Source organism: Pantoea sp. ARC270, assembly GCF_003236725.1.
Classification (GTDB): Bacteria; Pseudomonadota; Gammaproteobacteria; order Enterobacterales; family Enterobacteriaceae; genus Pantoea; species Pantoea anthophila.
Genome location: NZ_PUGA01000012.1, coordinates 40,522 through 63,739 on the forward strand (window position 1 = coordinate 40,522; position 23,218 = coordinate 63,739).

The window sequence follows — 23,218 nt, forward strand, 5'->3', positions numbered from 1 at the left end:
GCTGATCTCAAATGTTCCAGGCGACGGTTTTTCAGTCGCCTTTTTTATTGCCCTCATGCTAGATTCTGGCGCCAGAAAGGAGGGAAGTGCCTTTCCCTCTCCTCCCCGTCATCGACATTTAGCATGGTCTCGCATGGATAAATCGCGGCAGCAGCATCTCACCCGCTGGCTTCGTCAGCAGCGTCATTTCGGCGGTCGCTGGTTGCGCCTGAATACGCTGCTGGGCACCGTCAGTGCCCTGCTGATTATTGCCCAGGCAGGTTTATTGGCCTCACTGCTTCAGACGCTGATCATCGGGCAACAGCCGCGTGAAACCGTAACGGCCAGCCTGCTGCTGTTGCTGCTCTGCTTTGTGCTGCGCGCCCTGATAAATTATGCCCGTGAACGGACCGGCTATCGTGCCGGGCAGGCGATCCGTCAGGCGTTACGTCAGCAGGTGCTGGACCGGCTCGCCGGGCTGGGTCCGGCGTGGATTCAGGGTAAACCGGCCGGTAGCTGGGCGACCCTGCTGCTGGAACAGATTGAAGAGATGCAGGAGTACTATGCACGCTATCTGCCGCAGATGACGCTGGCAGTGCTGATCCCCTGCTGCATTCTGCTGACAATTTTTCCGCTCAACTGGACCGCGGGTCTGATCCTGTTTGCCACTGCTCCTCTGATCCCACTGTTTATGGCGCTGGTGGGGATGGGCGCCGCTGAAGCCAACCGGCGGAACTTCCTGGTGCTGGCGCGTCTGAGCGGTAACTTCCTGGATCGCCTGCGCGGCCGGGAGACGCTGCGACTCTTCTATCGGGGTGCAGCTGAGAAGCAGGCAGTGGCAGACGCCACCACCGATTTTCGCCAGCGCACCATGGAAGTGCTGCGCCTCGCTTTTCTCTCCTCCGCCGTACTGGAATTTTTTGCCTCCCTGGCGATTGCCGTCGTAGCAGTCTATTTTGGCTTCTCCTATCTGGGCGAATTGCATTTCGGCGACTATGGCCGCGGCGTAACGCTGTTCGCCGGTTTTCTGGTACTGATTCTGGCGCCAGAATTTTTTCAGCCACTGCGCGATCTCGGCGCGTTTTATCATGCGAAAGCTCAGGCGGTAGGCGCTGCCGATGCACTCGAGGCGTTTATGCAGGCTACGCCAGCCGCCACACCTCAGCAGGGTCAGATCCCCTTTACGGCCAATCGATCCCTCTCGCTGACCGCCGACCAGCTGGAAGTCTGTGCTCCCGATGGTCAGGTACTGTGTGGCCCGCTCACGTTTACCATCGCCGCCGGTGAGCAGATTGCGCTGGTCGGTCAGAGCGGGGCTGGCAAAACGGCGCTGATGAACGCCCTGCTCGGCTTCCTGCCTTACCGGGGATCGCTCAGGGCTAACGGGGTTGAATTGCGCGATCTGCAGCGGGCGGACTGGCATCAGCAGCTCAGCTGGGTAGGACAGAACCCTCAGCTACCGGCCGCCACGCTCCGTGACAACATCGTGATGAATGCAGCCTGGGAGGCGGAACGATTTGCCGCGCTGCTGGAGACGTGCGGAATTAATGAGTTCCTGCCGCGTCTGCCCGATGGCATCGGGACCCGCCCCGGCGAGGGGGGTCAGCTGCTCTCTGTGGGTCAGGCGCAACGGATCGCCGTCGCGCGCGCGCTCTACAAAAGGTCGCATTTTTTACTGCTTGATGAACCCGCTGCCAGCCTGGACGCACTCAGCGAACGTCATGTAATGACAGCGCTAAATCAGGCGGCCTCCCGACAGACCACGCTGATGATTACCCATCAGATTGATACGCTGAGCCGCTGGCAGACCCTCTGGGTTTTGGAGGCGGGTAAGCTGGTGCAGCAGGGAGAGTGGCAGGCGCTGTCGCAACAGCCCGGTGCTTTTCGTGAGATGCTGCAACATCGTCAACAGGAGATCCGCTGATGTCCGCCCTGCGCCCCTTTCTTCGTCTCTGGCTCCGCCACCCTTTTCGCCTCGCGCTGGGCATCGTCCTGGCGATTGCGACCCTGCTGGCGAGTATTGGCCTGCTGACCCTGTCTGGCTGGTTTCTGGCCGCCTCATCCGTCGCAGGAGTGGCCGGCCTCTACAGCTTTAACTATATGCTGCCTGCGGCCGGCGTGCGGGGCGCCGCCATTATTCGTACGGCGGCGCGCTATGCGGAACGCCTGGTGAGTCACGATGCGACTTTCCGGGTGCTTCAGCATCTGCGTCTCCACACCTTCAGCCGTCTGATGGCGCTTTCGCCCGGCCAGCTGTTGCGGTTCCGGCAGGCGGATCTGCTCAACCGCTTTGTGGCCGATGTGGACACGCTGGATCATCTCTATCTGCGCGTCATTTCGCCGCTGACCGGTGCCCTGGTGGTCATCGTGGTGGTCACTATGGGCATGAGTTTCATCGACATCGGGCTGGCCCTGACGCTGGGCGGCATCATGCTGGTCACCCTGATCGTGATGCCCGCGCTCTTTTATCGTCTGGGCCGGCCCGCGGGCGTCGCCATTGCGCGTGGCCGGGCCCGCTGGCGCTTACAGCTGATGCAGTGGCTGACGGCGCAGGCAGAACTGACGTTATACGGTGCGTCGCCGGCGTGGCGTCAGCGACTGGATGAGGATGAACAGCAGTGGCAGCAGTCGCAAAGCCAGCAGCAGCGTCTGCAGGCCCTGGCGCAGAGCCTGCTGCTGCTGATTAGCGGCGTGACGGTGACACTTCTGCTCTGGCTTGGGGCTGCGACAGTCAGTCAGCAGCAACTCCCCGGCTCGCTGATTGCGCTGGTCGTGTTTTGCGCGCTGGCAGCCTTTGAGGCGCTGGCTCCGATCGCGGGCGCCTTTCTGCCGATGTCTCAGGTGACCACCGCGGCTCAGCGGGTCAGTGACATTATCGATCAATCACCTGCCATCACCTTTCCGGCCCATTCCGCTGCCCGGCCCGGCAGCCTGACGGTCGATATCGATCGGCTCGACTTCAGCTATCCCGATCGGCCAGACCGGGTGCTTGATCAATTTACGCTTAAGGTGGATGCGGGCGAACACATTGCACTGCTCGGGCCCACCGGCTGCGGAAAATCCACCCTGCTGGCGCTGCTGACCCGCGGCTGGAACAGCCAGCAGGGTGATATCCGCCTGAACGATCTGCCGATCGCCGCCTGGTCAGAATCAGCACTGCGCCAGCGCATCAGTGTGGTTACTCAGCGGGTGCATCTTTTTAGTCAGAGCCTGCGCGATAACTTACTGCTGGCTTCTCCCGGCGCCAGTGATGAGCAACTGAATCACGTACTGAACCAGGTTGGCCTGCAGCGCCTGCTGGAGAATCAGGAAGGCTTAAATGCCTGGATGGGCGAAGGCGGCCGGCCGCTTTCCGGTGGTGAACTGCGTCGGCTGGCGCTGGCGCGCGCATTACTGCACGACGGCGATCTCTGGCTGCTGGATGAACCCACCGAAGGGCTGGATGCCACCACTGAACAGCATATTCTCGCCCTGCTGCAGCAGCTGACCGCCGGAAAAACCGTCATTATGATTACCCATCGCCTGAGCGGTCTGGAAAAGATGGATCGCATCTGTGTGATGGACAACGGGACGATTGTCGAACAGGGCAGCCATTGCGAATTAATCTCAAAAGCGGGTCGCTACTGGCGTTTCCGGCAACGGATTGCGCTATAGTCTTAGCGAAATGCTGATGAGTAACCTATCGCGATGAGACTGATACAACTGTCACGGGAATCTCTGCAATTTCCGCCTCCTGAAATGGCACTGCGTGAGCCGAATGGCCTGCTGGCCATGGGGGGGGACCTCTCCCCTGCCCGGTTACTGAATGCGTATCAGCGCGGCATCTTCCCGTGGTTTTCGTCCGGCGATCCTATCCTGTGGTGGTCACCCGATCCCCGCGCAGTTCTTCTGCCTGAGCAGTTCCATCTCAGCCGCAGCATGAAGCGTTTCCATAACCAGTCGCCCTATCGCGTCACGATGAATGAGGCATTTGCCGAGGTGATCGAGGGTTGCGCCAGCGGACGCGAAGAAGGCACCTGGATCACGTTTGAAATGAAGCGCGCCTGGCTGCGACTCTATGAGCTGGGCCACGCCCACTCCATTGAGGTGTGGGACGCGCATCAGCTGGTAGGGGGCATGTATGGGCTGGCGATGGGGCAGATTTTCTGCGGCGAGTCGATGTTCAGCCGCCAGCAGAATGCCTCGAAAACCGCGCTGTTAGTCTTTTGCCAGCATTTCATCCGCCATCAGGGGCGTCTGGTCGATTGCCAGGTGCTTAACCCGCACACCGCCTCGCTGGGCGCGCAGGAGATCCCCCGCAGTGACTATCTGCACTATGTTCAGAACTTTGCCAGCCAGCCGGTCAGCGAAGGCTGCTGGCAGACACAGACCCTTTTTTAGTCACGCCGAGATGTTTTGCACACATAAAGACGGTTAAGTGGTATAATAGTCGGGTTTGGTATGTCGTCCGCGCTTCGCAATAACGAGCCGGAATTGCCAGGCTGGGAATCTCAACGCACTCTCGGAACTGTTTTCAATCGTGCGCGTGTAACCGGTTGATACAGATTCTTAGCCCGCTAATCCCCCGCAGACGCCACATAAACACCCTAATTTTACCGGATGCCCGCCACTGACGAGCACCCCCGGCAAAGCGTTGGCAAAATCGCCGACGGTTCTTTACATAAATCGTTGAATTGGGCATTATCTTGCCGGTTCAACTGAAAGGTAGTACACCCAGAGGATTCGATGGCCAAAGAAGACAATATTGAAATGCAAGGTACCGTACTGGATACGTTACCTAACACCATGTTCCGCGTAGAACTTGAGAACGGACACGTGGTTACTGCTCATATCTCCGGTAAAATGCGCAAAAACTACATCCGCATCCTGACGGGCGACAAAGTGACCGTTGAGCTGACCCCGTACGACCTGAGCAAAGGCCGCATTGTCTTCCGTAGTCGCTAACAGACATTAATTTCGCCGCCCTTCAGGTTGCAGCGAAAAAAAAGGCCGGATAATTATCCGGCCTTTTTCACATCTGCAGCAGGCGATTAATGCACCGTGCCTTCAGTTTTCCGTTTTTCCGCACTCAGGAAGTGATAGGTCAGTTCACCTTTCTCACGATCCAGCGCCACGGATACCGAGCCACCATCCACCAGCGAACCAAACAGCAGCTCATTGGCTAATGGTTTTTTCAGGCTGTCCTGCACGGTACGCGCCATCGGACGCGCGCCCATCGCCTTGTCGTAACCCTTCTCCGCCAGCCAGTCGCGGGCTTCATCACTGACTTCCAGCGACACGCCTTTGGCATCCAGCTGCGCCTGCAACTCGACAATAAACTTGTCGACCACCTGATGGATCACCTCTGGTGACAGGTGACTGAACCAGATGATGTTGTCGAGACGGTTACGGAACTCTGGCGTAAAGATCTTTTTGATCTCTTCCATTGCGTCGGTGCTGTTGTCCTGATGAATCAGGCCAATCGACTTACGTTCTGTCTCACGCACACCGGCGTTAGTCGTCATGACCAGCACCACGTTGCGGAAGTCCGCTTTGCGTCCGTTGTTATCGGTCAGCATACCGTTGTCCATCACCTGCAGCAGCAGGTTGAACACATCCGGGTGCGCTTTCTCAATCTCATCCAGCAGCACCACCGCATGAGGATGCTTGATAACGGCATCCGTCAGCAGGCCGCCCTGATCAAAGCCGACGTATCCCGGAGGCGCACCAATCAGACGACTGACGGTGTGACGCTCCATGTACTCAGACATATCAAAGCGCAGCAGCTCGATACCCAGCGCTTTCGCCAGCTGCACGGTCACTTCTGTCTTACCGACACCGGTTGGTCCGGCAAACAGGAAGGAACCTACCGGCTTGCGATCCTGACCCAGACCTGCGCGGCTCATTTTGATCGCTTCAGTCAGCGCCTCAATGGCGTTGTCCTGACCAAAGACCAGCATTTTGAGACGGTCGCCCAGATTTTTCAGCGTATCGCGGTCAGTTGCAGAGACGCTTTGCTCCGGAATACGGGCAATACGCGCAACCACGGTTTCAATGTCGGAGACATTGATGGTTTTCTTGCGCTTGCTGGCAGGCATCAGGCGCGCACGCGCACCTGCTTCATCGATGACATCAATCGCCTTGTCAGGCAGATGACGATCGTTGATATATTTCACCGCCAGCTCCACGGCGGCGCGCACCGCTTTCGCGGTATAACGCACATCGTGATGCGCTTCATACTTGGTTTTCAGGCCATTCAGGATCTGCACGGTCTCATCAACAGACGGCTCCGTGATATCGATCTTCTGGAAACGACGCGCCAGCGCACGATCCTTTTCGAAGATGTTGCTGAACTCCTGATAGGTGGTAGAACCCATCACCCGAATCTTGCCGCTGGAAAGCAGCGGTTTGATCAGGTTGGCCGCATCGACCTGGCCACCGGACGCAGCCCCTGCACCGATGATGGTGTGGATCTCATCGATAAACAGAATGCTGTGTTCGTCCTGCTCCAGCTGCTTCAGCAGCGCTTTGAACCGTTTTTCAAAGTCACCCCGGTATTTGGTGCCAGCTAACAGCGAACCAATATCCAGCGAGTAGATGGTGCACTCTTTCATCACTTCCGGCACGTCGCCCTGCTCAATGCGCCAGGCGAGACCTTCTGCAATGGCGGTTTTACCGACACCGGATTCCCCCACCAGCAGCGGGTTATTTTTACGGCGACGGCACAGCACCTGAATGGTACGTTCCAGCTCTTTATCGCGACCAATCAGTGGATCGATCCCACCGACGCGAGCAAGCTGATTAAGATTGGTGGTGAAGTTTTCCATACGCTCCTCCCCGCCTGCTTGCTCTTCGTTAACCGGATTTTCAGCGCCTGGCGCCTGGCCCGGCTCATCTTTGCGCGTACCGTGAGAGATGAAATTCACCACATCAAGGCGGCTGACTTCATGTTTGCGTAACAGATAGGCCGCTTGCGACTCCTGCTCGCTGAAAATGGCGACCAGCACATTCGCGCCGGAGACTTCGCTGCGACCGGATGACTGGACATGGAAAACCGCACGCTGCAGAACGCGCTGGAAGCTGAGCGTCGGTTGGGTATCACGCTCCTCTTCGCTGGCGGGCAGCACCGGCGTGGTTTGTTCGATGAAGGCTTCGAGTTCCTGCCTTAGAGCCACAAGGTCCACCGTACAGGCTTCCAGTGCCTCTCTGGCCGACGGGTTACTGAGCAATGCCAGTAACAGATGCTCGACGGTCATAAATTCATGACGGTGCTCACGCGCTCTGGCGAAAGCCATATTTAAACTGAGTTCCAGTTCTTGATTGAGCATTAGGCACCTCCCCCAATTATCGCCCTTACCAGTTTCCTATATGGAGACGTGTTCAGGCTTTTTCCAGCGTACACAGCAACGGATGATGATTTTCCCGCGCATAGTTGTTCACCTGGGCCGCTTTTGTTTCGGCGACTTCTGCAGTAAATACACCACAGATCGCCTTGCCGTGATAGTGAACTTTCAACATCAGCTGCGTTGCACGTTCAACATCATAAGAAAAGAACTTTTGTACAACGTCAATAACAAATTCCATAGGTGTATAATCGTCATTATTCAGAATGACTTTATACATTGAAGGCGGCTTTAACCCTTCGCGTACTTTGTCTTCGGCCAGATGTTCAAAATTAAGCCAGTCGTTTGTGTTTGCCATAGTGTTCCGTTGAGATTTCGCTTTGAGCTTTTACGTCGCTACATCCTGAGAGTTTAACATGTCTGTCAAGCCGCTGGCCGCTGCTGAAAATTTATTCAGAAATTTCCTCGCGCGACCTGCATCACAAAATTCGCAATAGCGTTAACTGCCTCAAATTTTGATGATTTTTTCCCCACCTGGCCCGGTGGTTTGCTTGACGCCAGCGGCGCTTTCTCTACATTCTACCTGCACAGGCTGATTGAGTTTTAATCAACTCTGACTCACAGCGTCTGAGACCTCACCTACTTATAAAATGTCTTGCGAGGGAAGTAAAAGCATGGAGACGGGCACCGTTAAATGGTTCAATAATTCCAAAGGCTTTGGCTTTATCTGTCCGATCGGAGGCGGCGACGATATTTTTGCGCACTACTCCACCATTCAGATGGAGGGCTACCGAACGCTAAAGGCAGGCCAGCAGGTTCAGTTCGATGTTCATGAAGGTCCGAAAGGCAATCACGCCAGCCTCATCGTCCCCGTTGAGGTGCAGGTTGTGGCCTGACACTTCTCCCCTTATGAACGGTGGACCCAAATGCCAGCCCGTGCCGCTGGCATTTTCATTTAGGGCATTCAGTCTGCCTGCCCCTGTGCCAGCCGGATAACCCGGGCAAACATCTGCCGCATCAGTGGCGGAATCGCCTCTGGCCCGCGCTCTGCCGCCGATGAGGCTACCGCAATCGCCAGCTCAGGTTTGGAACTGCGGTGAATCGCTTTGGTAATAATACGCCTGGAACTCATCGGAACGTTTAACGGCAGGTGCGCCATCTGATGATAAACCTCCTGGAAGCCGTGCTGATAAAGAAAATTTTCCATATCCAGCGCCGGTAGCTGCGTCAGAAAACGCGGCTCCGCGTCACCCGGCTGCAGCTGACTGCGCGCCGTAGCGGCATACTTATGCCCCGCCTGATCGCCATCGGTCAGCACATGCCAGGCGATGCCCATACGCCGGGCAAACTTCAGCAGGGGCTTGAGGCCGGACTGCGCAAACTCAATCACTTTGATCCCTTCAGCCGCAAAGTTGTAGCCACACTGCTGCGCCAGCTCATTCATGATCCAGACTTCGGTCTCCCCCTCCACCAGCAGCCAGCAGCGGGCGAACAGCGCCGCAGGACGGTTGACTCGGATATGAAAGCCGATACGCCGACTCTCTTCGGCACTCAGTCCTTCCGGACCGATGCGCCAGGCCGCCACGCGTGACGATTCACGCACCAGACGGCAGACATTTTCCACTGGCACCTGCGACAGCAGCTCAGCGGAATTGGTGGTGGCAATTTTCTGCAGCGGCAGCAGCCTCAGCAGGTTCCACGCTACCGAGAGCATAATCGGGTGCAGCCGGGTTTCCGGGTCTTCAATCAACAGCAGCGGCCGGGCATCGGCGGCCAGAGGCAGATCGCCCCGCGCCTCTATCAACAGAGTAAAAATTTGCAGCAGGATCAGCTGGCGGCTGCGGGAGTCCGTTCCGGCAATCAGCTGGTTGAGGTGATCCAGCGCCCGCCAGCCCTGCCCGCCGTCGCGCGTCTGCCCATCCCGCGGCCGCGCCGCCTGACCGGTTTCCGGCGTCTGCACCTGAAAGTAGTGCTGCATCAGCTGCTGCATGGTCTTTAGTCCCTGCCGCAGCGCTTCATCGCTGAGCTGCTGTGGATGGCGCGCCAGATCGCGCGCCAGCGACTCCATCCCCGCCAGCAACGGGGTATGCGCAGAATCCAGCGGCGCACTTCCCCGGGTGCGCTTGCTGAAACGCGCATCGCGCAGTCGCAGAACCGGATGACGTTTCAGCAACCGATCGATGGCCGCGGCACAGCCCGGCTCAGGCAACAGCTGACCGTCAGCGTCTGTAAAACGGCGCTGGGTTTCAATACCGCTATCCCGCCAGATGGCGCTGACGCGGTAAAAGAGTCTGCGCTGTCCCTGAGCGTCACGCTGCCAGAAGGGAGCAAACAGCTCATCGGCGTCGCGGTCATCGTCGCGAAAGTGAAACAGAACCGACAGACGGCGCATCGGATCGTCTGCCTCACCCGGGGTAAAGTGAAAATCGGCGGGCGTAAAAACGTGCGCCGGTTGATGCGGCGACAGCAACAGGCTCAGGGCATCCAGCAGGCTGGATTTGCCCCAGGCGTTCTCACCAATCAACAGGTTGGTCCGGGTCAAAGGCAGTGAAAGCTTATTGATGCCGCGGAAACCCCGAATATAAATATGTTCCAGAATCACAGGCGTCCATCCTCAGTTTATAAGAAGCATGGTTGCCGTAAGCCAGCCGGTCAAGCCGCGTTTTCGGGGTTTACTCTGTCACCCTTTTTCGTTAGCTTGTCGCCTCTTTTCCCAGGGATGGAACCTGCTGTTATGTACTCCGGACTTCTGATTATTCTGCTGCCGCTGGTAGCGGGCTGGCTGTTACCCTTCCGACAGACTGCGACCCTGCGCCGGGTCAACCAGCTTCTGGGCTGGATGGTTTACGTCATTCTGTTTTTTATGGGCATCAGCCTGGCCTTTCTCGACAACCTCAGCAGCAATCTGCTGGCGGTGTTTCACACCGCGCTGGTGGCTGCATTCTGCATCCTGATCTGTAACCTGCTGGCACTGCGCGGACTGGAAAAATATGCCCCCTGGCAGCATGCGCATCGCCAGGAGAAGCTGCCGTCACGGCTGCATATGGCGCTGGACTCGCTGAAACTCTGCGGCGTGGTGGTGATCGGTTTTCTGCTCGGCCTGACGCAGTGGCCGCTGCTGCATAACGCCTCGACGGCCAGCGAATATGCCCTGATCTTTCTGCTGTTCCTGGTCGGTATTCAGCTGCGCGGCAGTGGGATGACGCTGCGTCAGATTATCCTGAACCGCCGCGGCCTGCTGGTCGCCAGCGTGGTGCTGGTCAGCGCGCTGGCTGGCGGCGTGATCGCCGCGCTGCTGCTTGGCATGCCGCTGAAAACCGGTCTGGCGTTGGCCAGCGGCTTTGGCTGGTACTCCCTCTCCGGGATCCTGATGACCGAAGCCTTTGGCCCGGTCATCGGCAGTGCCGCCTTCTTCAACGACCTGGTGCGTGAACTGGTGGCGATCATGCTGATCCCGGCGCTGATTGGCCGCCATCGCTCGAGCGCGCTGGGCCTGTGCGGCGCCACCTCGATGGACTTTACCCTGCCGGTGCTGCAGCGGGCGGGCGGCAATGAGATTGTCCCGGCGGCCATCGTACACGGCTTTGTGATGAGCCTGCTGGCCCCGATTCTGATCGCCCTTTTCTCTGCCTGATCCCTGTCTGAAATGCGCAGGTCACCATTTACCTGGCCGCGATAAATAAGCGCAACGCGCAGGGAACAGGGTCAGAGGTGAAAAATGGCCCGTCCTCTGCCCGGCCCCCGGCGCTGCCAGCGCATTTTTTCACGCCTGCTTTTCTGCCGTGTCGTCTACGCTTCTTTTTTCAGTTCTGGTCACGTCATACATCAGGGCAAGCCGACAAAGGAGAAGAGCATGAAACAAACCGTGGCGGCGCTGGTCGCCAAAACGCTGGAAAGCGCGGGCGTAAAACGCATCTGGGGCGTCACCGGGGACTCCCTGAACGGTCTGAGTGACAGCCTTAATCGCATGGGCACCATCGAATGGATGCCGACGCGCCATGAAGAGGTAGCGGCATTTGCGGCGGGCGCAGAAGCGCACATCAGCGGCGAACTGGCGGTCTGCGCCGGCTCCTGCGGGCCGGGCAATTTACATCTCATCAACGGTCTGTTCGATTGCCACCGCAACCGCGTGCCGGTGCTGGCGATTGCCGCGCACATCCCCTCCAGCGAAATCGGCAGCGGCTATTTTCAGGAAACCCATCCGCAGGAGCTGTTCCGCGAATGCAGCCACTACTGCGAGCTGGTCTCCAATCCGGAGCAGTTACCGCAGGTGCTGGGCATCGCGATGCGTAAAGCGATCCTGAACCGGGGGGTTTCGGTGGTGGTCTTACCCGGCGATATCGCGTTGCAGCCCGCGCCGGAGAGCGCCCGCACCGAGTGGTATCCACCGCAGCTGCCGCAGGTTCTGCCGCAGCCTGCCGAACTGGCTCAGCTGGCCAGTACGCTGAACGACGCCAGCGACATTACGCTGCTGTGCGGCAGTGGCTGTGCCGGAGCACATCAGGAAGTGGTCGCGCTGGCCGAAGCGCTGAAGGCCCCTATCGTGCATGCGCTGCGCGGCAAAGAACACCTGGAATATGATAACCCTTATGATGTCGGGATGACCGGCCTGATTGGCTTCTCATCGGGCTTCCACGCCATGATGAACGCCGGGACGCTGGTGCTGCTGGGTACCCAGTTCCCCTATCGCGCTTTCTATCCGGAAAAGGCGCGCATCATCCAGATCGACATCAATCCCGGCAGCCTGGGATCGCATTGTCACGTTGATGAGGCCTATGTCGGTGACGTGAAAACCACCCTGCAGGCGCTGCTGCCGCAGCTGACGCACAAAAACGATCGTACCCATCTCGACAGCGCCGTTAAGCACTATCGTGAGGCGAGGAAAAGTCTGGATGAGCTGGCACAGCCCAATGACAAACAGCCTATCCATCCGCAATATCTGGCGCAGCAGATCAGCCACTACGCCAGCGAGGATGCGATTTTCACCTGTGACGTCGGCACGCCTACCGTCTGGGCGGCGCGCTACCTGAAGATGAACGGCAGACGTCGCCTGCTGGGGTCGTTTAACCACGGCTCGATGGCAAACGCCATGCCGCAGGCGCTGGGCGCGCAGTCCATCGATCGGAATCGTCAGGTGGTGGCGCTGTGTGGCGACGGCGGATTCAGCATGCTGATGGGCGATTTTATCTCGCTGGCGCAGCTGAAAATGCCGGTGAAACTGGTGATTTTCAACAACAGCGTGCTGGGCTTTGTGGCGATGGAGATGAAAGCGGGCGGCTACCTGACCGACGGCACCGAACTGGACAATCCCGACTTTGCCGCCATCGCTCAGGCCTGCGGCATCAAAGGGATCCGGGTGGAGAAAGCGTCAGAACTCAATGGCGCGCTGGAGCAGGCATTTGCTCATGACGGGCCGGTGCTGGTCGATGTCATCACCGCCAAAGAGGAGCTGGCGATGCCGCCGCAGATCAAACTGGAGCAGGCCAAAGGCTTCAGCCTCTACATGCTGCGCGCCATTATGAACGGTCGCGGGGATGAAGTGGTAGAACTGGCGAAAACCAACTGGCTGCGGTAAAACAGGGGTTCCATCCAGGCGGGCGCGATGCCCGCCTTTTTTTTGTCTTCCGCTACGTTCAGGAGCATAAGGTGATCGATTTACGCAGTGATACCGTGACCCGGCCCAGCGCCGCCATGCTGAACGCGATGATGTCTGCCGAAACCGGTGATGATGTCTACCGTGACGATCCGACCGTGAATGCGCTGGAGGCGGAGGCGGCACGACTCAGCGGCAAAGCCGCCGCGCTCTTTTTTCCGACCGGTACCCAGGCAAACCTGGTGGCGCTGCTGAGCCACTGTGAACGCGGCGATGAATATATCGTGGGTCAGCAGGCGCACAACTACAAATATGAGGCGGGTGGCGCGGCGGTGCTGGGCAGTATTCAGCCCCAGCCGGTGCTGGCCAGCGAGGACGGTACTCTGCCGCTCGACGTGGTGGCGGCCGCTATCAAGCCGGATGATATTCACTTTGCCCGCACCCGACTGCTGAGTCTGGAGAACACCCATCACGGTAAAGTGCTGCCGCTGGCTTATCTGGAACAGGCCTGGACCTTTACCCGCGCGCATCAGCTGGCGCTGCACATTGATGGCGCACGGATCTTTAATGCGGTGGTGGCGCAGCAGACCACGCTGGCGGCGATTGCCCGCTACTGCGACAGTCTCACTATCTGTCTCTCAAAAGGTCTGGGGACACCGGTGGGGTCCCTGCTGTGCGGCAACACGGCGCTGATTGAGCGCGCACGTCGCTGGCGGAAAATGACTGGCGGCGGCATGCGTCAGGCGGGCATTCTGGCGGCAGCCGGCCTTTACGCGTTAGAACACAACGTGGCGCGGCTGCAGGAAGATCATGACAATGCCGCCTGGCTGGGTGAGCAGTTGCATGAGCTGGGTGTCAACGTCATTGAGCAGCAGACGAACATGCTGTTTGTTGCCGTGCCGGAGGCGCAGGTCAGGCCGCTGGGCGAGTGGATGAAAGCGCGTGGGGTATTAATCAGCGCGGGCACCCGCACCCGTCTGGTCACCCATCTGGATACGGATCGTGCCGCGCTGGAACAGGTGGTCGCACACTGGAAGGCGTTTCTGCAGCAGTAACGGCTACTGCGCCGCGCCATAGCGTTCCAGCAGCGCGGCGGCTATCGCAGCCGTCTCAGCATCAGGCAGCCCACGATAATCCGCGGGCCGGAAATGCATCTGGAAGGCGGCAATCACCTTCTGCTGCTCACGCGCGCTCATCCCGTCACTCACCGGATAGCCGTAGCGGCTTAACAGGGTCAGAACCTGCTCTGCGGGCACCGCCGCGTGCGGCGTCTTGCCAGCCAGCCAGAACTGCACCCGACGGCTATCCGGCCAGGCAACGAGTCCGCGCTGCGCCAGCTGTTGCCAGGGAAAGCACGGCCCCGGATCCTGCTTGCGCTGCGGCGCGATATCACTGTGGCCAACGATATTTTCCGGTGGGATCGCGTAACGCCGGGCAATATCCCGCAGCAGCGCCTCCAGCGCCGTCATCTGTGCAACCGTAAAGGGCTGCCATTCGGGACCGGTCGGCGTGCGACGATAGCCCCGGTTCACCAGTTCAATCCCAATCGAGGTGTCATTGATACGGGTGGCCCCGCGCCAGAAGCTGGGCCCGGCGTGCCAGGCCAGCTGCTGCTCCGGCACCAGCTGCCAGATAATCCCTTTCCCGGCGCGCTGTGGCGGCTGACGGGGGATCAGATAGTGCGCGCTGACCTCCCGATCCGTCAGCGTTGCCAGCGACGACGAAAAGTCTTCGGCCGTGTAGTGGATCACGATCACCTTCACCCGTGGGCGCGCACCCTGTGCCGGATGCCGCAGGTCGGCCCAGTAGCCGTCGCGGGATTCTATGCCGGTCTGGCAGCCGGTCAGCAGCAGCGCCGTCAGCAGCAACAGCAGGCGTCTCAACGCAGGATCACCGCCGTGCCGGTGACGCTGACCATCAGCATGCTGCTCTCTTTGCCCACCGTTTCGTAATCAATGTCGATGCCGACCACAGCGTTGGCGCCCAGCGCTTTCGCCTGCGCTTCCAGCTCGTCAAAAGCGATCTCGCGCGCCTTGCGCAGCTCTTTCTCATAAGCACCGGAACGGCCACCGACCACGTCGCGGATCCCGGCAAAAAAATCACGGAAGATGTTGGCACCCAGAATCGCTTCACCGGTGACTACGCCGCAATAGTCGCTGATGCTGTGACCTTCCAGAGTTGGGGTGGTTGAAAATTTCATCGCATTCTCCTTGTTGAAAACCGGACTAAGGCTCTATCGACTAAAAAGCATGGCTATACTCTATGCTAAAAAAGGCACCTTGCCAGAGAACCATAAGGAAATCGAGATGAGAAACAATGCGTTTGCGCTGATGATCCCGGCTGCCCTGTTGCTCAGCGCCTGTACCACCGTGGAGCCCGTGATTAAGGATAATGGGCCGCGAACCGCGCCCTGCATTGAGGGCGGTCCTGACCAGGTCGCTCAGCAGTTTTATGACCTGCGGATCGAACAGCCGGTGCCGGGACTGCCCGACAGCAACACGCTGGCGAAATACCGTCCCTACCTGAGTGACGCGCTTTATCGTGCGTTACAGGCGGCCAGCGGCAGCAACGCCGGTGCGCAGTGGCGCAATGGCGATATCTTCTCCAGCCTCTCGCAGGGTCCGACAGCCGCCAGCGTGGCCGATGCCTCAACGATTCCGAACCGCGATGCGCGCAACATTCCGTTGCGGGTTGACCTGAGCCGTGACAACCGTCAGTGGCAGGATGAAGTGCTGATGATCCATCAGGGCAGCTGCTGGGTGGTGGATGACGTGCGCTACATGGGAAATCCTGCGCATGCCGACGGTGGCAGCCTGAGCCAGATGCTGGAAAAAACGCGAAAATAGATCAGACAGTCATGAGAAGCGCGGCCAGCCTCACTGCCGCGCTTTTTTTATCTCTGCACCCTGCCAGCCCCCCCCGGAGAGGGCATGATTTTCTGCTAAGCTTTTGCTGTTTACCCCCTGTTTTACAAATTTTAACCCGCCTGAATTGCATAACTATTCTGGTGACGTTAAAATCCGCGGCACTAATAGCTATTCAAATCTGGCGCATGAGTATTCAACTAAACGCAATAAACTGCTTCTACGGTGCTCATCAGGCGCTGTTCGACATCAACCTTGAGTGCCCTCAGGGCGAGACCCTGGTGCTGCTGGGCCCCAGCGGCGCTGGCAAGAGTTCCCTGCTGCGGGTCCTCAACCTGCTGGAGCAGCCGCGTTCAGGTCAGTTGCAGATTGCCGGTAATCAGTTCGACTTCAGTCAGAAGCCTTCCGATGCCGCGATTCGGGAGCTGCGTCAGAACGTGGGTATGGTCTTTCAGCAATATAATCTCTGGCCGCATCTCACCGTGCTGCAGAATCTAATGGAAGCGCCCTGCCGGGTGCTGGGGCTCAGCAAGAGCGATGCCCGCGCCCGCGCCGACCGGCTGCTTGACCGGCTGCGTCTGACCCCTTACAGCGACCGCTTTCCGCTCCACCTCTCAGGAGGTCAGCAGCAGCGCGTGGCGATTGCCCGTGCGCTGATGATGGAGCCGCAGGTACTGCTGTTCGATGAGCCAACCGCCGCGCTGGATCCCGAAATTACCGCACAGATTGTCTCAATTATTCGCGAACTGGCGCAGACCCGTATCACCCAGGTGATCGTGACCCATGAAGTGGAAGTGGCACGTAAAACCGCCAGCCGCGTGGTTTACATGGAGAACGGTCATATTGTGGAACAGGGCGATGCCAGCCGCTTTACACAGCCGCAAACCGAGGCGTTTGCTCACTATCTTTCGCACTAAGTCAGGATGCTAAAAATGAAAAAAATGGTACTTGCTGCACTGCTCGCTGGTTTTAGCCTGACCGCTACGGCGGCGCAGACGATTCGTTTTGCTACCGAAGCCTCCTATCCTCCGTTTGAGTTTGTGGATGCGGACAATAAGATTCAGGGCTTTGATGTCGATCTGGCCAATGCGCTCTGTAAAGAGATCGACGCAACCTGCACCTTTACCAATCAGGCGTTCGACAGCCTGATCCCAAGCCTAAAGTTCCGCCGCTTTGATGCGGTGATGGCCGGCATGGATATTACTCCGGAGCGTGAAAAGCAGGTCCTGTTCACCAAGCCTTACTATGACAACTCAGCGCTGTTTGTTGCCCAGAAAGGCAAAGTGGCCAGCGTTGAGGCGCTGAAAGGCAAGCGCGTAGGCGTTCAGAACGGCACCACCCATCAGAAGTACCTGACGGAAAAACACAGCGAAATTACCACTGTGCCTTACGACAGCTATCAGAATGCCGTTCTGGATCTGAAAAATGGCCGTATTGATGCCGTGTTCGGTGATACCGCCGTGGTCAACGAATGGCTGAAGCAGAACCCTGCGCTGGCGGCTGTCGGTGACAAAGTAACGGACAAAGCCTACTTTGGTACCGGCCTGGGCATCGCGGTGCGCACCGGTAACACCGAGCTGCAGAGCAAATTCAACGGCGCACTGGATAAGATCAAAGCTGACGGGACGTACAAAACCATCTACAGCAAATGGTTCCAGCAGTAATCTCTGATGAATGAAATGATGACCCTTGCAAGCGCCGCCGGTATGACCGTCGGCCTTGCCGTTTGTGCTCTCATCGCTGGCCTCGTGCTGGCGATGCTGTTTGCTGGCTGGGAGTCACTGCGCCTCAGACCGCTGGCGTGGATCGGCACCGGCCTGGTGACCCTGATTCGCGGCCTGCCGGAAATTCTGGTGGTGCTGTTTATCTATTTCGGTGCCTCTCAGCTGCTCCTGACCCTGTCCGACGGCTTCACGCTTAACTTCGGCCTGTTTCAGCTGCCGGTGCAGATGCAGATTGAGAACTTCGATGTCAGTCCGTTCCTGTGTGGCGTGATTGCGCTGGCGATGCTCTATGCCGCCTATGCCTCACAAACGCTGCGCGGCGCGCTGAAAGCGGTTCCGGTCGGCCAGTGGGAATCGGGCCAGGCGCTGGGCATGAAAAAATCGGCCATTTTTTTGCGGCTGATTATGCCGCAGATGTGGCGTCATGCCCTGCCCGGTCTGGGCAATCAGTGGCTGGTTCTGCTGAAAGATACCGCCCTGGTTTCGCTGATCAGCGTTAACGATCTGATGCTGCAGACCAAAAGTATCGCTACCCGCACCCAGGAGCCCTTTACCTGGTTCTTTGTGGCGGCGGCAATCTATTTAGTGATTACGCTGTTCAGCCAGGCGGTACTGCGCCGCATCGAACTGCGCACTACCCGCTTTGAACGGGGGAACAGCTAATGCTGGCTTACCTGCCTGAACTCCTGAAAGGGCTGCACACCAGTCTGACGCTCACCGCGGCCTCGCTGATCCTGGCCCTGCTGCTTGCGCTGCTCTTCACCGTGGTGCTGTCACTGAAAACCCCGCTGTTTTCGCCGCTGGTAAAAGGATTTATTACGCTGTTTACCGGCACCCCGCTGCTGGTGCAGATCTTCCTGATCTACTACGGGCCGGGACAGTTTCCCTCGCTTCAGCAGATCCCCTGGCTGTGGCATTTACTCTCACAGCCCTGGCTCTGCGCGATGCTGGCCCTGTCGCTGAACAGCGCAGCCTATACCACCCAGCTCTTCTACGGTGCCGTGCGAGCGATCCCTGCCGGGCAGTGGCAGTCGTGTGCAGCGCTCGGCATGCGCCGAAAAGATACCCTGCGTATTCTTCTGCCTTATGCATTTAAACGCGCCCTCTCCTCCTACTCCAATGAGGTGGTGCTGGTCTTCAAGGGCACCTCACTGGCCTACACCATCACCCTGATGGAAGTGATGGGCCACGGTCAGCTGCTCTATGGCCGGACCTATGACGTCACCGTCTATGCCGCAGCCGGCCTGATTTATCTCTGCGTGAACGGTCTGCTGACGCTGATGATGCGACTGATCGAAAGACGTGCGCTGGCCTTTGAAAGACGCAGCTGATCCCCGGGCGAGCTCGCTCGCCCTTCCCGCCTGGAAAATCACAATAATTGCATAAACATTCAATCTGTGGCAGGGTATCGCCTTCTCTGGCTGACCACAACACAGGATTTTTACAATGAAAAAATGGATTATTGCCGCGGCGCTGGCGTCACTGGCGATCACCGCTCAGGCAGCGGAAAAAATTCGCTTCGCCGCTTCCGCCACCTATCCGCCGTTTGAATCTCTCGACGGGGAAAATAACCTGGTGGGTTTTGATATCGATCTGGCTAAAGCGCTCTGTCAGCAGATGAAAGCGGAGTGTACGTTTACCAATAACGCCTTCGACAGCCTGATCCCTTCCCTGAAGTTCCGCCGCTATGACGCGGTCATCTCCGGCATGGATATCACCGCAGAGCGCAGCAAACAGGTCGATTTTACCCAGCCTTACTATGCGAACTCAGCGATCGTGATCGCCCGTAAAGGCCAGTTCAGTCAATTCAGCGACCTGAAAGGCAAGCGCATCGGCGTGGAAAACGGCACCACGCACCAGAAGTACCTGCAGGAAAAACATCCGGAAGTGAAAGTGGTGGCCTATGACAGCTACCAGAATGCGATTCTCGACATGAAGAGTGGCCGGCTGGATGGGGTATTTGGCGACAGCGCGGTGGTGAATCAGTGGCTGAAGAACAATCCGGAGCTGGCTACGGTCGGTGAGCATGTGACCGACACGGACTACTTTGGCACCGGCCTTGGCATTGCCGTACGTAAGGGCAATACGGCGCTGCGCGATGAGTTTAACCAGGCGCTCGCCGCGCTGAAAGCGAACGGCAGCTGGCAGCAGCTCAATCAGAAGTGGTTCCCGGAGTAAGCCTCCCGATCGCAGCGCCCGCCTCCGCGATCTACGGCTGCTGGCGGCGGGTTAACAGCGTCAGCACCTCAAAATGGGCGGTATGAGGAAACATATCGAAGAGCTGCACCTTCGTGATCTCATACGCGCTCAGTCGGGCGATATCCTGCGCCATGGTCTGCGGATTACAGCTTGAGTAGAGCAGATAATCGGGTGCCATCTGGCTCAGATAGTCACACAGCGCCTTGCCAATCCCGCGACGGGGCGGATTGACCAGCACCAGCTGCGGCACCGCGTCCCGCCCGGTGGCAAACGCCGTCGAATCCAGCGCCGCAAACTGCACCTTCTCCAGCCCCAGCATCGCGGCGGAGCGCTGAGCGCAGGCAATCGCCTCGGTGCTGATCTCAATCCCGGTCAGCTGCATCGCCGGTGTCGCACAGTGCAGACCGAAACCGCCCACGCCGCAGAAGAGATCCCACATGCTGTTGACCGGCAGTGCGCGGACCCAGTCGCGGGCAGTGGCATAAAGCGTGCTGGCAACCTGCGGGTTGGTCTGAAAGAAACTCTGCGGACGGATCCAGAGCGGCACGCCATTGAAGTTCTCCGCCAGCGACTGATCCGGCGTCAGCGCTATCTCCTCATCGCCCTCCAGAATCGCCATATGTACCGGCTGAATGTTGGCAGAGATGACCGTCAACTGTGGCAGCTGCTGTTGCAGCCACGGCAACGCCGCACGCAGCTGTTCCAGCTTCGCCGTCGATCGCAGGACAAAGCGCAGCATCATACCGCCCTGCTGACTTTCGGTAATCAGCAGAAACTTCAGTTCTCCACGCTTGCGCGCCACGTTATAGGGCGTCAGCCCGGCACGCGCGATAAAAGGTTTCAGTGCGGCAAAGACGGGCTGAAAACTGTCCGGATAGAGCGGGCACGCACACAGATCGACCGCCTCCCCCTCCCGGGACAACAGGCCCAGCACCGGACGCTCAACGCTGCCGCTGACGACCATTTTCGCTTTATTACGGAACGCCTGCTGCGGTGATACCACCGGCGGCAACCAGGCCGCGACCGGCTGTTCAGCCAGCAGCTGTTCCAGCAGTGACTGTTTGTCGCTGAGCTGAGTGGAATAGGGTTTGTCGAGCCACTGACAGGAGCGGCAACGGTTGGCGTCATAAAGCGCGCAGTGCATGGTAAAGCCTTAACGATCGGGTCGGGCGGAGCGCGATTGTATCACCGCTTTCTGAAAAAAGCGCGGCTGCTGGCAGGCAGAAACAGCAGCATCAGCACCAGCAGATCGGGGATTTTCTGCGTCAGGGTGTGGTGAATAATCTGGACGTTGTTGTCGCCGTCGATACTGAAAATCTCAGGGTAGATCCAGCCCAGCGAGGCCACCAACATGTAGCCCAGCACGAGCACCTGGGTCGCCACATAGCCCCAGCGTCCGGCATTACTGCCGCGCATCAGGGTAAAGGCGCAGCGCAGCTCAAACAGGAAGATCAGCTGGCTGGCGATAAAGATAAGCGTAGAGTCCCAGGACTGAGCGCTGCGGTGAACAAAGTTGGCGATTTCGCTGTAGCCCAGCTCATTGGCCAGCATCAGGACGCTCAGGCCGCGGGTGGCAATGATGGCAATGCCCGCCACACTGACCGGCACCGGCGCATCGGAAAGCGTGGCACTGCTTTTAAAGATTTCTGACATAGTCCGTGGCTCCACCCGATCGAAAAACGGGCCGGTTAAACCGGCCCGTTCATATAGTGGCAAAGGTTAACGATTTCAGCCACGTTTAGCTTTCTGAATATCGCTTAAACGCTGTTTTTCTTCGTTCGCCATTACCCGCCAGGCGATAAAACCCACTAAACCGACCACAAACAGAATCAGCGACGCCAGCGCGTTGATTTCCGGATTCACGCCGCGCCGCACGGTGGCAAAGATCGCCATGGGCAGCGTGGTGGCACCGGGCCCGGTGACAAAGCTGGCGATCACCAGATCGTCGAGTGACAGGGTAAACGCCAGCAGCCAGCCGGTCACGATAGCCGGCGCAATCATCGGCACGGTAATCACGAAGAAGACCTTCAGCGGCGTGGCGCCTAAGTCCATCGCCGCCTCTTCAATCGAGCGGTCCAGTTCACGCAGACGCGAGTTGATCACCACCGCCACATAGGCGGTACAGAAGGTCACGTGTGCCAGCCAGATGGTGAGCATGCCGCGTTCGCTGGGCCAGCCAAAGGCGTTGCCCATCGCCACAAACAGCAGCAGCAGCGACAGTCCGGTGATCACGTCGGGCATCACCAGCGGCGCGGTGAGCATAAAGGCAAACCCGTTATGTCCGCGGAACCGCCCGAAGCGCACGATGATGACCGCCGCCAGCGTGCCCAGCACCACAGCCATGGTGGCGGAAAGCCCGGCAATGCTCAGACTCAGCAGCACCGCATCAATCATCGCGCTGTCCTGGAAGAGCACCTTGTACCAGTGGAAAGAGAAATTCTCCCACACCGTCACCAGCGGTGAGCTGTTAAAGGAGTAAACCACCAGCAGCAGCATCGGCGCATAGAGGAACAGGAAACAGCAGACCAGAATACCGGTTCGCCAGGGTGAGCGAATGGTGGGCAGATTATTCATGCCTTCTCTCCCATTTCACGGTTTTGATGCTTATGGAACCAGATGATCGGCAGAATCAGGATCAGCAGGATAATCACCGCCAGCGCAGAGGCCACCGGCCAGTCACGGTTATTGAAGAACTCCTGCCACAGAATACGGCCAATCATGATGCTGTCCGGCCCGCCCAGCAGTTCAGGAATCACATACTCCCCGACCGCCGGGATAAAGACCAGCATCGATCCGGCGATAATGCCGCCTTTAGTCAGCGGCACGATGACGCTGAAAAAGGTTTTGAGCGGACGCGCCCCCAGATCCAGTGACGCTTCCACCAGCGAGTAGTCGATACGGGTCAGCGCGGTGTAGATCGGCAGCACCATAAACGGCAGATAGCAGTAGACGATACCGATATAGACGGCGGTGTTGGTATAAAGGATCACCAGCGGATGATCGATCACGCCGAGCCACATCAGAAAACGGTTGAGAATCCCGTTATTGTTCAGCAGCCCCATCCAGGCGTAAACGCGCACCAGAAAGGAGGTCCACGACGGCAGGATCACCAGTAACAGCAGAATCGTGCGCATCGACGGCTTGCTGTGTGCAACAGCCCAGGCGAGCGGATAACCAATCAGCAGACAGATGACCGTCGAAATCGCCGCTACCTTCAGGGATTGCAGATAGGCGTCGATGTAGAGCGGGTCGTCGGTCAGCGTCAGGTAGTTGCCAAAGTTGAGTACAATGCTGAACTGATCGTCCGCCCAGCTCACCAGCTCGGTGTAAGGGGGGATCGCCCGCGCGATGTCCGCGAAGCTGATCTTCAGCACCGTCAGAAAGGGCAGCAGAAACAGCAGCACCAGCCACAGGTAAGGCAGCGCAATGACCAGCTTGCGGCCATGCTGCATTTTGACCCGGGTGGCCCAGCGTTGCAGTGGCGTGCCGACCAGCCGGGCGGGCGCTTTGGCGCGTTGGAAAATCTGGCTCATAGCC

23 protein-coding genes are annotated in these 23,218 nt (G+C 58.5%); 14 read left to right on the forward strand and 9 right to left on the reverse strand.

The window, feature by feature from the left end; translation table 11 throughout:
- Positions 1-133: 133 nt before the first annotated feature.
- The 4 genes from cydD (at position 134) to infA (ending at position 4,923) form a co-directional block, all read left to right on the forward strand.
- Entirely contained in the window at positions 134-1,903 is a 1,770-nt protein-coding gene (gene cydD / locus CKF42_RS08195; RefSeq protein ID WP_111207952.1) for a cysteine/glutathione ABC transporter permease/ATP-binding protein CydD, read from the forward strand.
- The gene (gene cydC, locus CKF42_RS08200; protein ID WP_111207953.1) at positions 1,903-3,633 is read left to right on the forward strand and encodes a cysteine/glutathione ABC transporter ATP-binding protein/permease CydC; all 1,731 of its coding nucleotides are present in this window, start codon (positions 1,903-1,905) and stop codon (positions 3,631-3,633) included. Before cydD ends, cydC begins: the two co-directional genes overlap by 1 nt.
- A gap of 33 nt (positions 3,634-3,666) precedes the next feature.
- Positions 3,667-4,359, forward strand: a complete 693-nt coding sequence (aat, locus tag CKF42_RS08205; protein ID WP_033736359.1) for a leucyl/phenylalanyl-tRNA--protein transferase — start codon at positions 3,667-3,669, stop codon at positions 4,357-4,359.
- Positions 4,360-4,704: 345 nt separating this feature from the next.
- Positions 4,705-4,923: a translation initiation factor IF-1 gene (gene infA / locus CKF42_RS08210; RefSeq protein ID WP_002211347.1), complete on the forward strand. Its 219-nt coding sequence runs from the start codon at positions 4,705-4,707 to the stop codon at positions 4,921-4,923.
- Positions 4,924-5,009: 86 nt separating this feature from the next.
- Here the strand turns inward: infA and clpA are convergent, their stop codons facing one another.
- Positions 5,010-7,286 carry an ATP-dependent Clp protease ATP-binding subunit ClpA gene (gene clpA / locus CKF42_RS08215; protein ID WP_009091142.1) on the reverse strand — a complete coding sequence of 759 codons (2,277 nt, stop codon included), beginning with the start codon at positions 7,284-7,286 and terminating at the stop codon, positions 5,010-5,012.
- 52 nt (positions 7,287-7,338) lie between these two features.
- Positions 7,339-7,659 carry an ATP-dependent Clp protease adapter ClpS gene (clpS, locus tag CKF42_RS08220; RefSeq protein ID WP_003849318.1) on the reverse strand — a complete coding sequence of 107 codons (321 nt, stop codon included), beginning with the start codon at positions 7,657-7,659 and terminating at the stop codon, positions 7,339-7,341.
- A 316-nt stretch (positions 7,660-7,975) separates the two neighbouring features.
- Between clpS and cspD the strand changes: the two genes are divergently transcribed.
- Positions 7,976-8,197 carry a cold shock-like protein CspD gene (gene cspD, locus CKF42_RS08225; protein ID WP_009091144.1) on the forward strand — a complete coding sequence of 74 codons (222 nt, stop codon included), beginning with the start codon at positions 7,976-7,978 and terminating at the stop codon, positions 8,195-8,197.
- 68 nt (positions 8,198-8,265) lie between these two features.
- Here the strand turns inward: cspD and CKF42_RS08230 are convergent, their stop codons facing one another.
- Positions 8,266-9,903 carry an ATP-dependent endonuclease gene (locus tag CKF42_RS08230; protein WP_111207954.1) on the reverse strand — a complete coding sequence of 546 codons (1,638 nt, stop codon included), beginning with the start codon at positions 9,901-9,903 and terminating at the stop codon, positions 8,266-8,268.
- Between the two features lie 132 nt (positions 9,904-10,035).
- On the opposite strand from CKF42_RS08230, the gene CKF42_RS08235 reads away from it, so the two are divergent.
- The 3 genes from CKF42_RS08235 (at position 10,036) to ltaE (ending at position 13,949) form a co-directional block, all read left to right on the forward strand.
- On the forward strand, positions 10,036-10,935 hold the full coding sequence (locus tag CKF42_RS08235) for a lysine exporter LysO family protein (RefSeq protein WP_111207955.1): 900 nt from the start codon (positions 10,036-10,038) through the stop codon (positions 10,933-10,935).
- A 219-nt stretch (positions 10,936-11,154) separates the two neighbouring features.
- Positions 11,155-12,876 (forward strand): ubiquinone-dependent pyruvate dehydrogenase, encoded by a 1,722-nt coding sequence (gene poxB / locus CKF42_RS08240; protein WP_058957467.1) that lies wholly within the window; start codon positions 11,155-11,157, stop codon positions 12,874-12,876.
- A gap of 71 nt (positions 12,877-12,947) precedes the next feature.
- A complete protein-coding gene (ltaE, locus tag CKF42_RS08245) occupies positions 12,948-13,949 on the forward strand; it encodes a low-specificity L-threonine aldolase (protein ID WP_111207956.1) in 1,002 nt (333 codons plus the stop codon).
- 3 nt (positions 13,950-13,952) lie between these two features.
- Here the strand turns inward: ltaE and CKF42_RS08250 are convergent, their stop codons facing one another.
- Positions 13,953-14,777 (reverse strand): N-acetylmuramoyl-L-alanine amidase, encoded by an 825-nt coding sequence (locus CKF42_RS08250; RefSeq protein ID WP_111207957.1) that lies wholly within the window; start codon positions 14,775-14,777, stop codon positions 13,953-13,955.
- Positions 14,774-15,094, reverse strand: coding sequence for a heavy metal-binding domain-containing protein (locus CKF42_RS08255; RefSeq protein ID WP_009091154.1), 321 nt, complete (start codon positions 15,092-15,094; stop codon positions 14,774-14,776). Before CKF42_RS08255 ends, CKF42_RS08250 begins: the two co-directional genes overlap by 4 nt.
- A 106-nt stretch (positions 15,095-15,200) precedes the next feature.
- On the opposite strand from CKF42_RS08255, the gene CKF42_RS08260 reads away from it, so the two are divergent.
- The 6 genes from CKF42_RS08260 (at position 15,201) to CKF42_RS08285 (ending at position 19,660) form a co-directional block, all read left to right on the forward strand.
- Positions 15,201-15,740, forward strand: a complete 540-nt coding sequence (locus CKF42_RS08260; RefSeq protein WP_009091156.1) for a lipoprotein — start codon at positions 15,201-15,203, stop codon at positions 15,738-15,740.
- A 206-nt stretch (positions 15,741-15,946) separates the two neighbouring features.
- Positions 15,947-16,675, forward strand: a complete 729-nt coding sequence (gene artP, locus CKF42_RS08265) for an arginine ABC transporter ATP-binding protein ArtP (protein ID WP_009091158.1) — start codon at positions 15,947-15,949, stop codon at positions 16,673-16,675.
- A gap of 15 nt (positions 16,676-16,690) precedes the next feature.
- Positions 16,691-17,422: an arginine ABC transporter substrate-binding protein gene (gene artJ, locus CKF42_RS08270; protein WP_009091160.1), complete on the forward strand. Its 732-nt coding sequence runs from the start codon at positions 16,691-16,693 to the stop codon at positions 17,420-17,422.
- 6 nt (positions 17,423-17,428) lie between these two features.
- Entirely contained in the window at positions 17,429-18,145 is a 717-nt protein-coding gene (gene artQ / locus CKF42_RS08275) for an arginine ABC transporter permease ArtQ (RefSeq protein WP_111207958.1), read from the forward strand.
- Entirely contained in the window at positions 18,145-18,813 is a 669-nt protein-coding gene (gene artM / locus CKF42_RS08280) for an arginine ABC transporter permease ArtM (RefSeq protein ID WP_111207959.1), read from the forward strand. The genes artQ and artM overlap by 1 nt, the downstream gene beginning before the upstream one ends.
- 115 nt (positions 18,814-18,928) lie before the next feature.
- A complete protein-coding gene (locus CKF42_RS08285) occupies positions 18,929-19,660 on the forward strand; it encodes an arginine ABC transporter substrate-binding protein (protein WP_111207960.1) in 732 nt (243 codons plus the stop codon).
- Positions 19,661-19,691: 31 nt separating this feature from the next.
- Here the strand turns inward: CKF42_RS08285 and rlmC are convergent, their stop codons facing one another.
- From rlmC to potH, 4 genes are all read right to left on the reverse strand, one after another.
- Positions 19,692-20,825 carry a 23S rRNA (uracil(747)-C(5))-methyltransferase RlmC gene (gene rlmC, locus CKF42_RS08290; RefSeq protein ID WP_111207961.1) on the reverse strand — a complete coding sequence of 378 codons (1,134 nt, stop codon included), beginning with the start codon at positions 20,823-20,825 and terminating at the stop codon, positions 19,692-19,694.
- Positions 20,826-20,866: 41 nt separating this feature from the next.
- Positions 20,867-21,334, reverse strand: a complete 468-nt coding sequence (locus tag CKF42_RS08295; RefSeq protein WP_111207962.1) for a YbjO family protein — start codon at positions 21,332-21,334, stop codon at positions 20,867-20,869.
- A gap of 75 nt (positions 21,335-21,409) precedes the next feature.
- Positions 21,410-22,255, reverse strand: coding sequence for a putrescine ABC transporter permease PotI (gene potI / locus CKF42_RS08300; RefSeq protein WP_111207963.1), 846 nt, complete (start codon positions 22,253-22,255; stop codon positions 21,410-21,412).
- Complete coding sequence (potH, locus tag CKF42_RS08305) at positions 22,252-23,214, reverse strand: putrescine ABC transporter permease PotH (protein WP_009091174.1); 963 nt, start codon at positions 23,212-23,214, stop codon at positions 22,252-22,254. Before potH ends, potI begins: the two co-directional genes overlap by 4 nt.
- Between the last annotated feature and the right edge of the window lie 4 nt (positions 23,215-23,218).

Excerpts from the sequence above, each read along its gene's own strand:
- cydD (WP_111207952.1), top strand. The coding sequence starts at position 134 with ATGGATAAATCGCGGCAGCAGCATCTCACCCGCTGGCTTCGTCAGCAG.
- cydC (WP_111207953.1), top strand. The coding sequence starts at position 1,903 with ATGTCCGCCCTGCGCCCCTTTCTTCGTCTCTGGCTCCGCCACCCTTTT.
- aat (WP_033736359.1), top strand. The coding sequence starts at position 3,667 with ATGAGACTGATACAACTGTCACGGGAATCTCTGCAATTTCCGCCTCCT.
- infA (WP_002211347.1), top strand. The coding sequence starts at position 4,705 with ATGGCCAAAGAAGACAATATTGAAATGCAAGGTACCGTACTGGATACG.
- clpA (WP_009091142.1), bottom strand. The coding sequence starts at position 7,286 with ATGCTCAATCAAGAACTGGAACTCAGTTTAAATATGGCTTTCGCCAGA.
- clpS (WP_003849318.1), bottom strand. The coding sequence starts at position 7,659 with ATGGCAAACACAAACGACTGGCTTAATTTTGAACATCTGGCCGAAGAC.
- cspD (WP_009091144.1), top strand. The coding sequence starts at position 7,976 with ATGGAGACGGGCACCGTTAAATGGTTCAATAATTCCAAAGGCTTTGGC.
- CKF42_RS08235 (WP_111207955.1), top strand. The coding sequence starts at position 10,036 with ATGTACTCCGGACTTCTGATTATTCTGCTGCCGCTGGTAGCGGGCTGG.
- poxB (WP_058957467.1), top strand. The coding sequence starts at position 11,155 with ATGAAACAAACCGTGGCGGCGCTGGTCGCCAAAACGCTGGAAAGCGCG.
- CKF42_RS08255 (WP_009091154.1), bottom strand. The coding sequence starts at position 15,094 with ATGAAATTTTCAACCACCCCAACTCTGGAAGGTCACAGCATCAGCGAC.
- CKF42_RS08260 (WP_009091156.1), top strand. The coding sequence starts at position 15,201 with ATGAGAAACAATGCGTTTGCGCTGATGATCCCGGCTGCCCTGTTGCTC.
- artP (WP_009091158.1), top strand. The coding sequence starts at position 15,947 with ATGAGTATTCAACTAAACGCAATAAACTGCTTCTACGGTGCTCATCAG.
- artJ (WP_009091160.1), top strand. The coding sequence starts at position 16,691 with ATGAAAAAAATGGTACTTGCTGCACTGCTCGCTGGTTTTAGCCTGACC.
- artQ (WP_111207958.1), top strand. The coding sequence starts at position 17,429 with ATGAATGAAATGATGACCCTTGCAAGCGCCGCCGGTATGACCGTCGGC.
- artM (WP_111207959.1), top strand. The coding sequence starts at position 18,145 with ATGCTGGCTTACCTGCCTGAACTCCTGAAAGGGCTGCACACCAGTCTG.
- CKF42_RS08285 (WP_111207960.1), top strand. The coding sequence starts at position 18,929 with ATGAAAAAATGGATTATTGCCGCGGCGCTGGCGTCACTGGCGATCACC.
- rlmC (WP_111207961.1), bottom strand. The coding sequence starts at position 20,825 with ATGCACTGCGCGCTTTATGACGCCAACCGTTGCCGCTCCTGTCAGTGG.
- CKF42_RS08295 (WP_111207962.1), bottom strand. The coding sequence starts at position 21,334 with ATGTCAGAAATCTTTAAAAGCAGTGCCACGCTTTCCGATGCGCCGGTG.
- potI (WP_111207963.1), bottom strand. The coding sequence starts at position 22,255 with ATGAATAATCTGCCCACCATTCGCTCACCCTGGCGAACCGGTATTCTG.
- potH (WP_009091174.1), bottom strand. The coding sequence starts at position 23,214 with ATGAGCCAGATTTTCCAACGCGCCAAAGCGCCCGCCCGGCTGGTCGGC.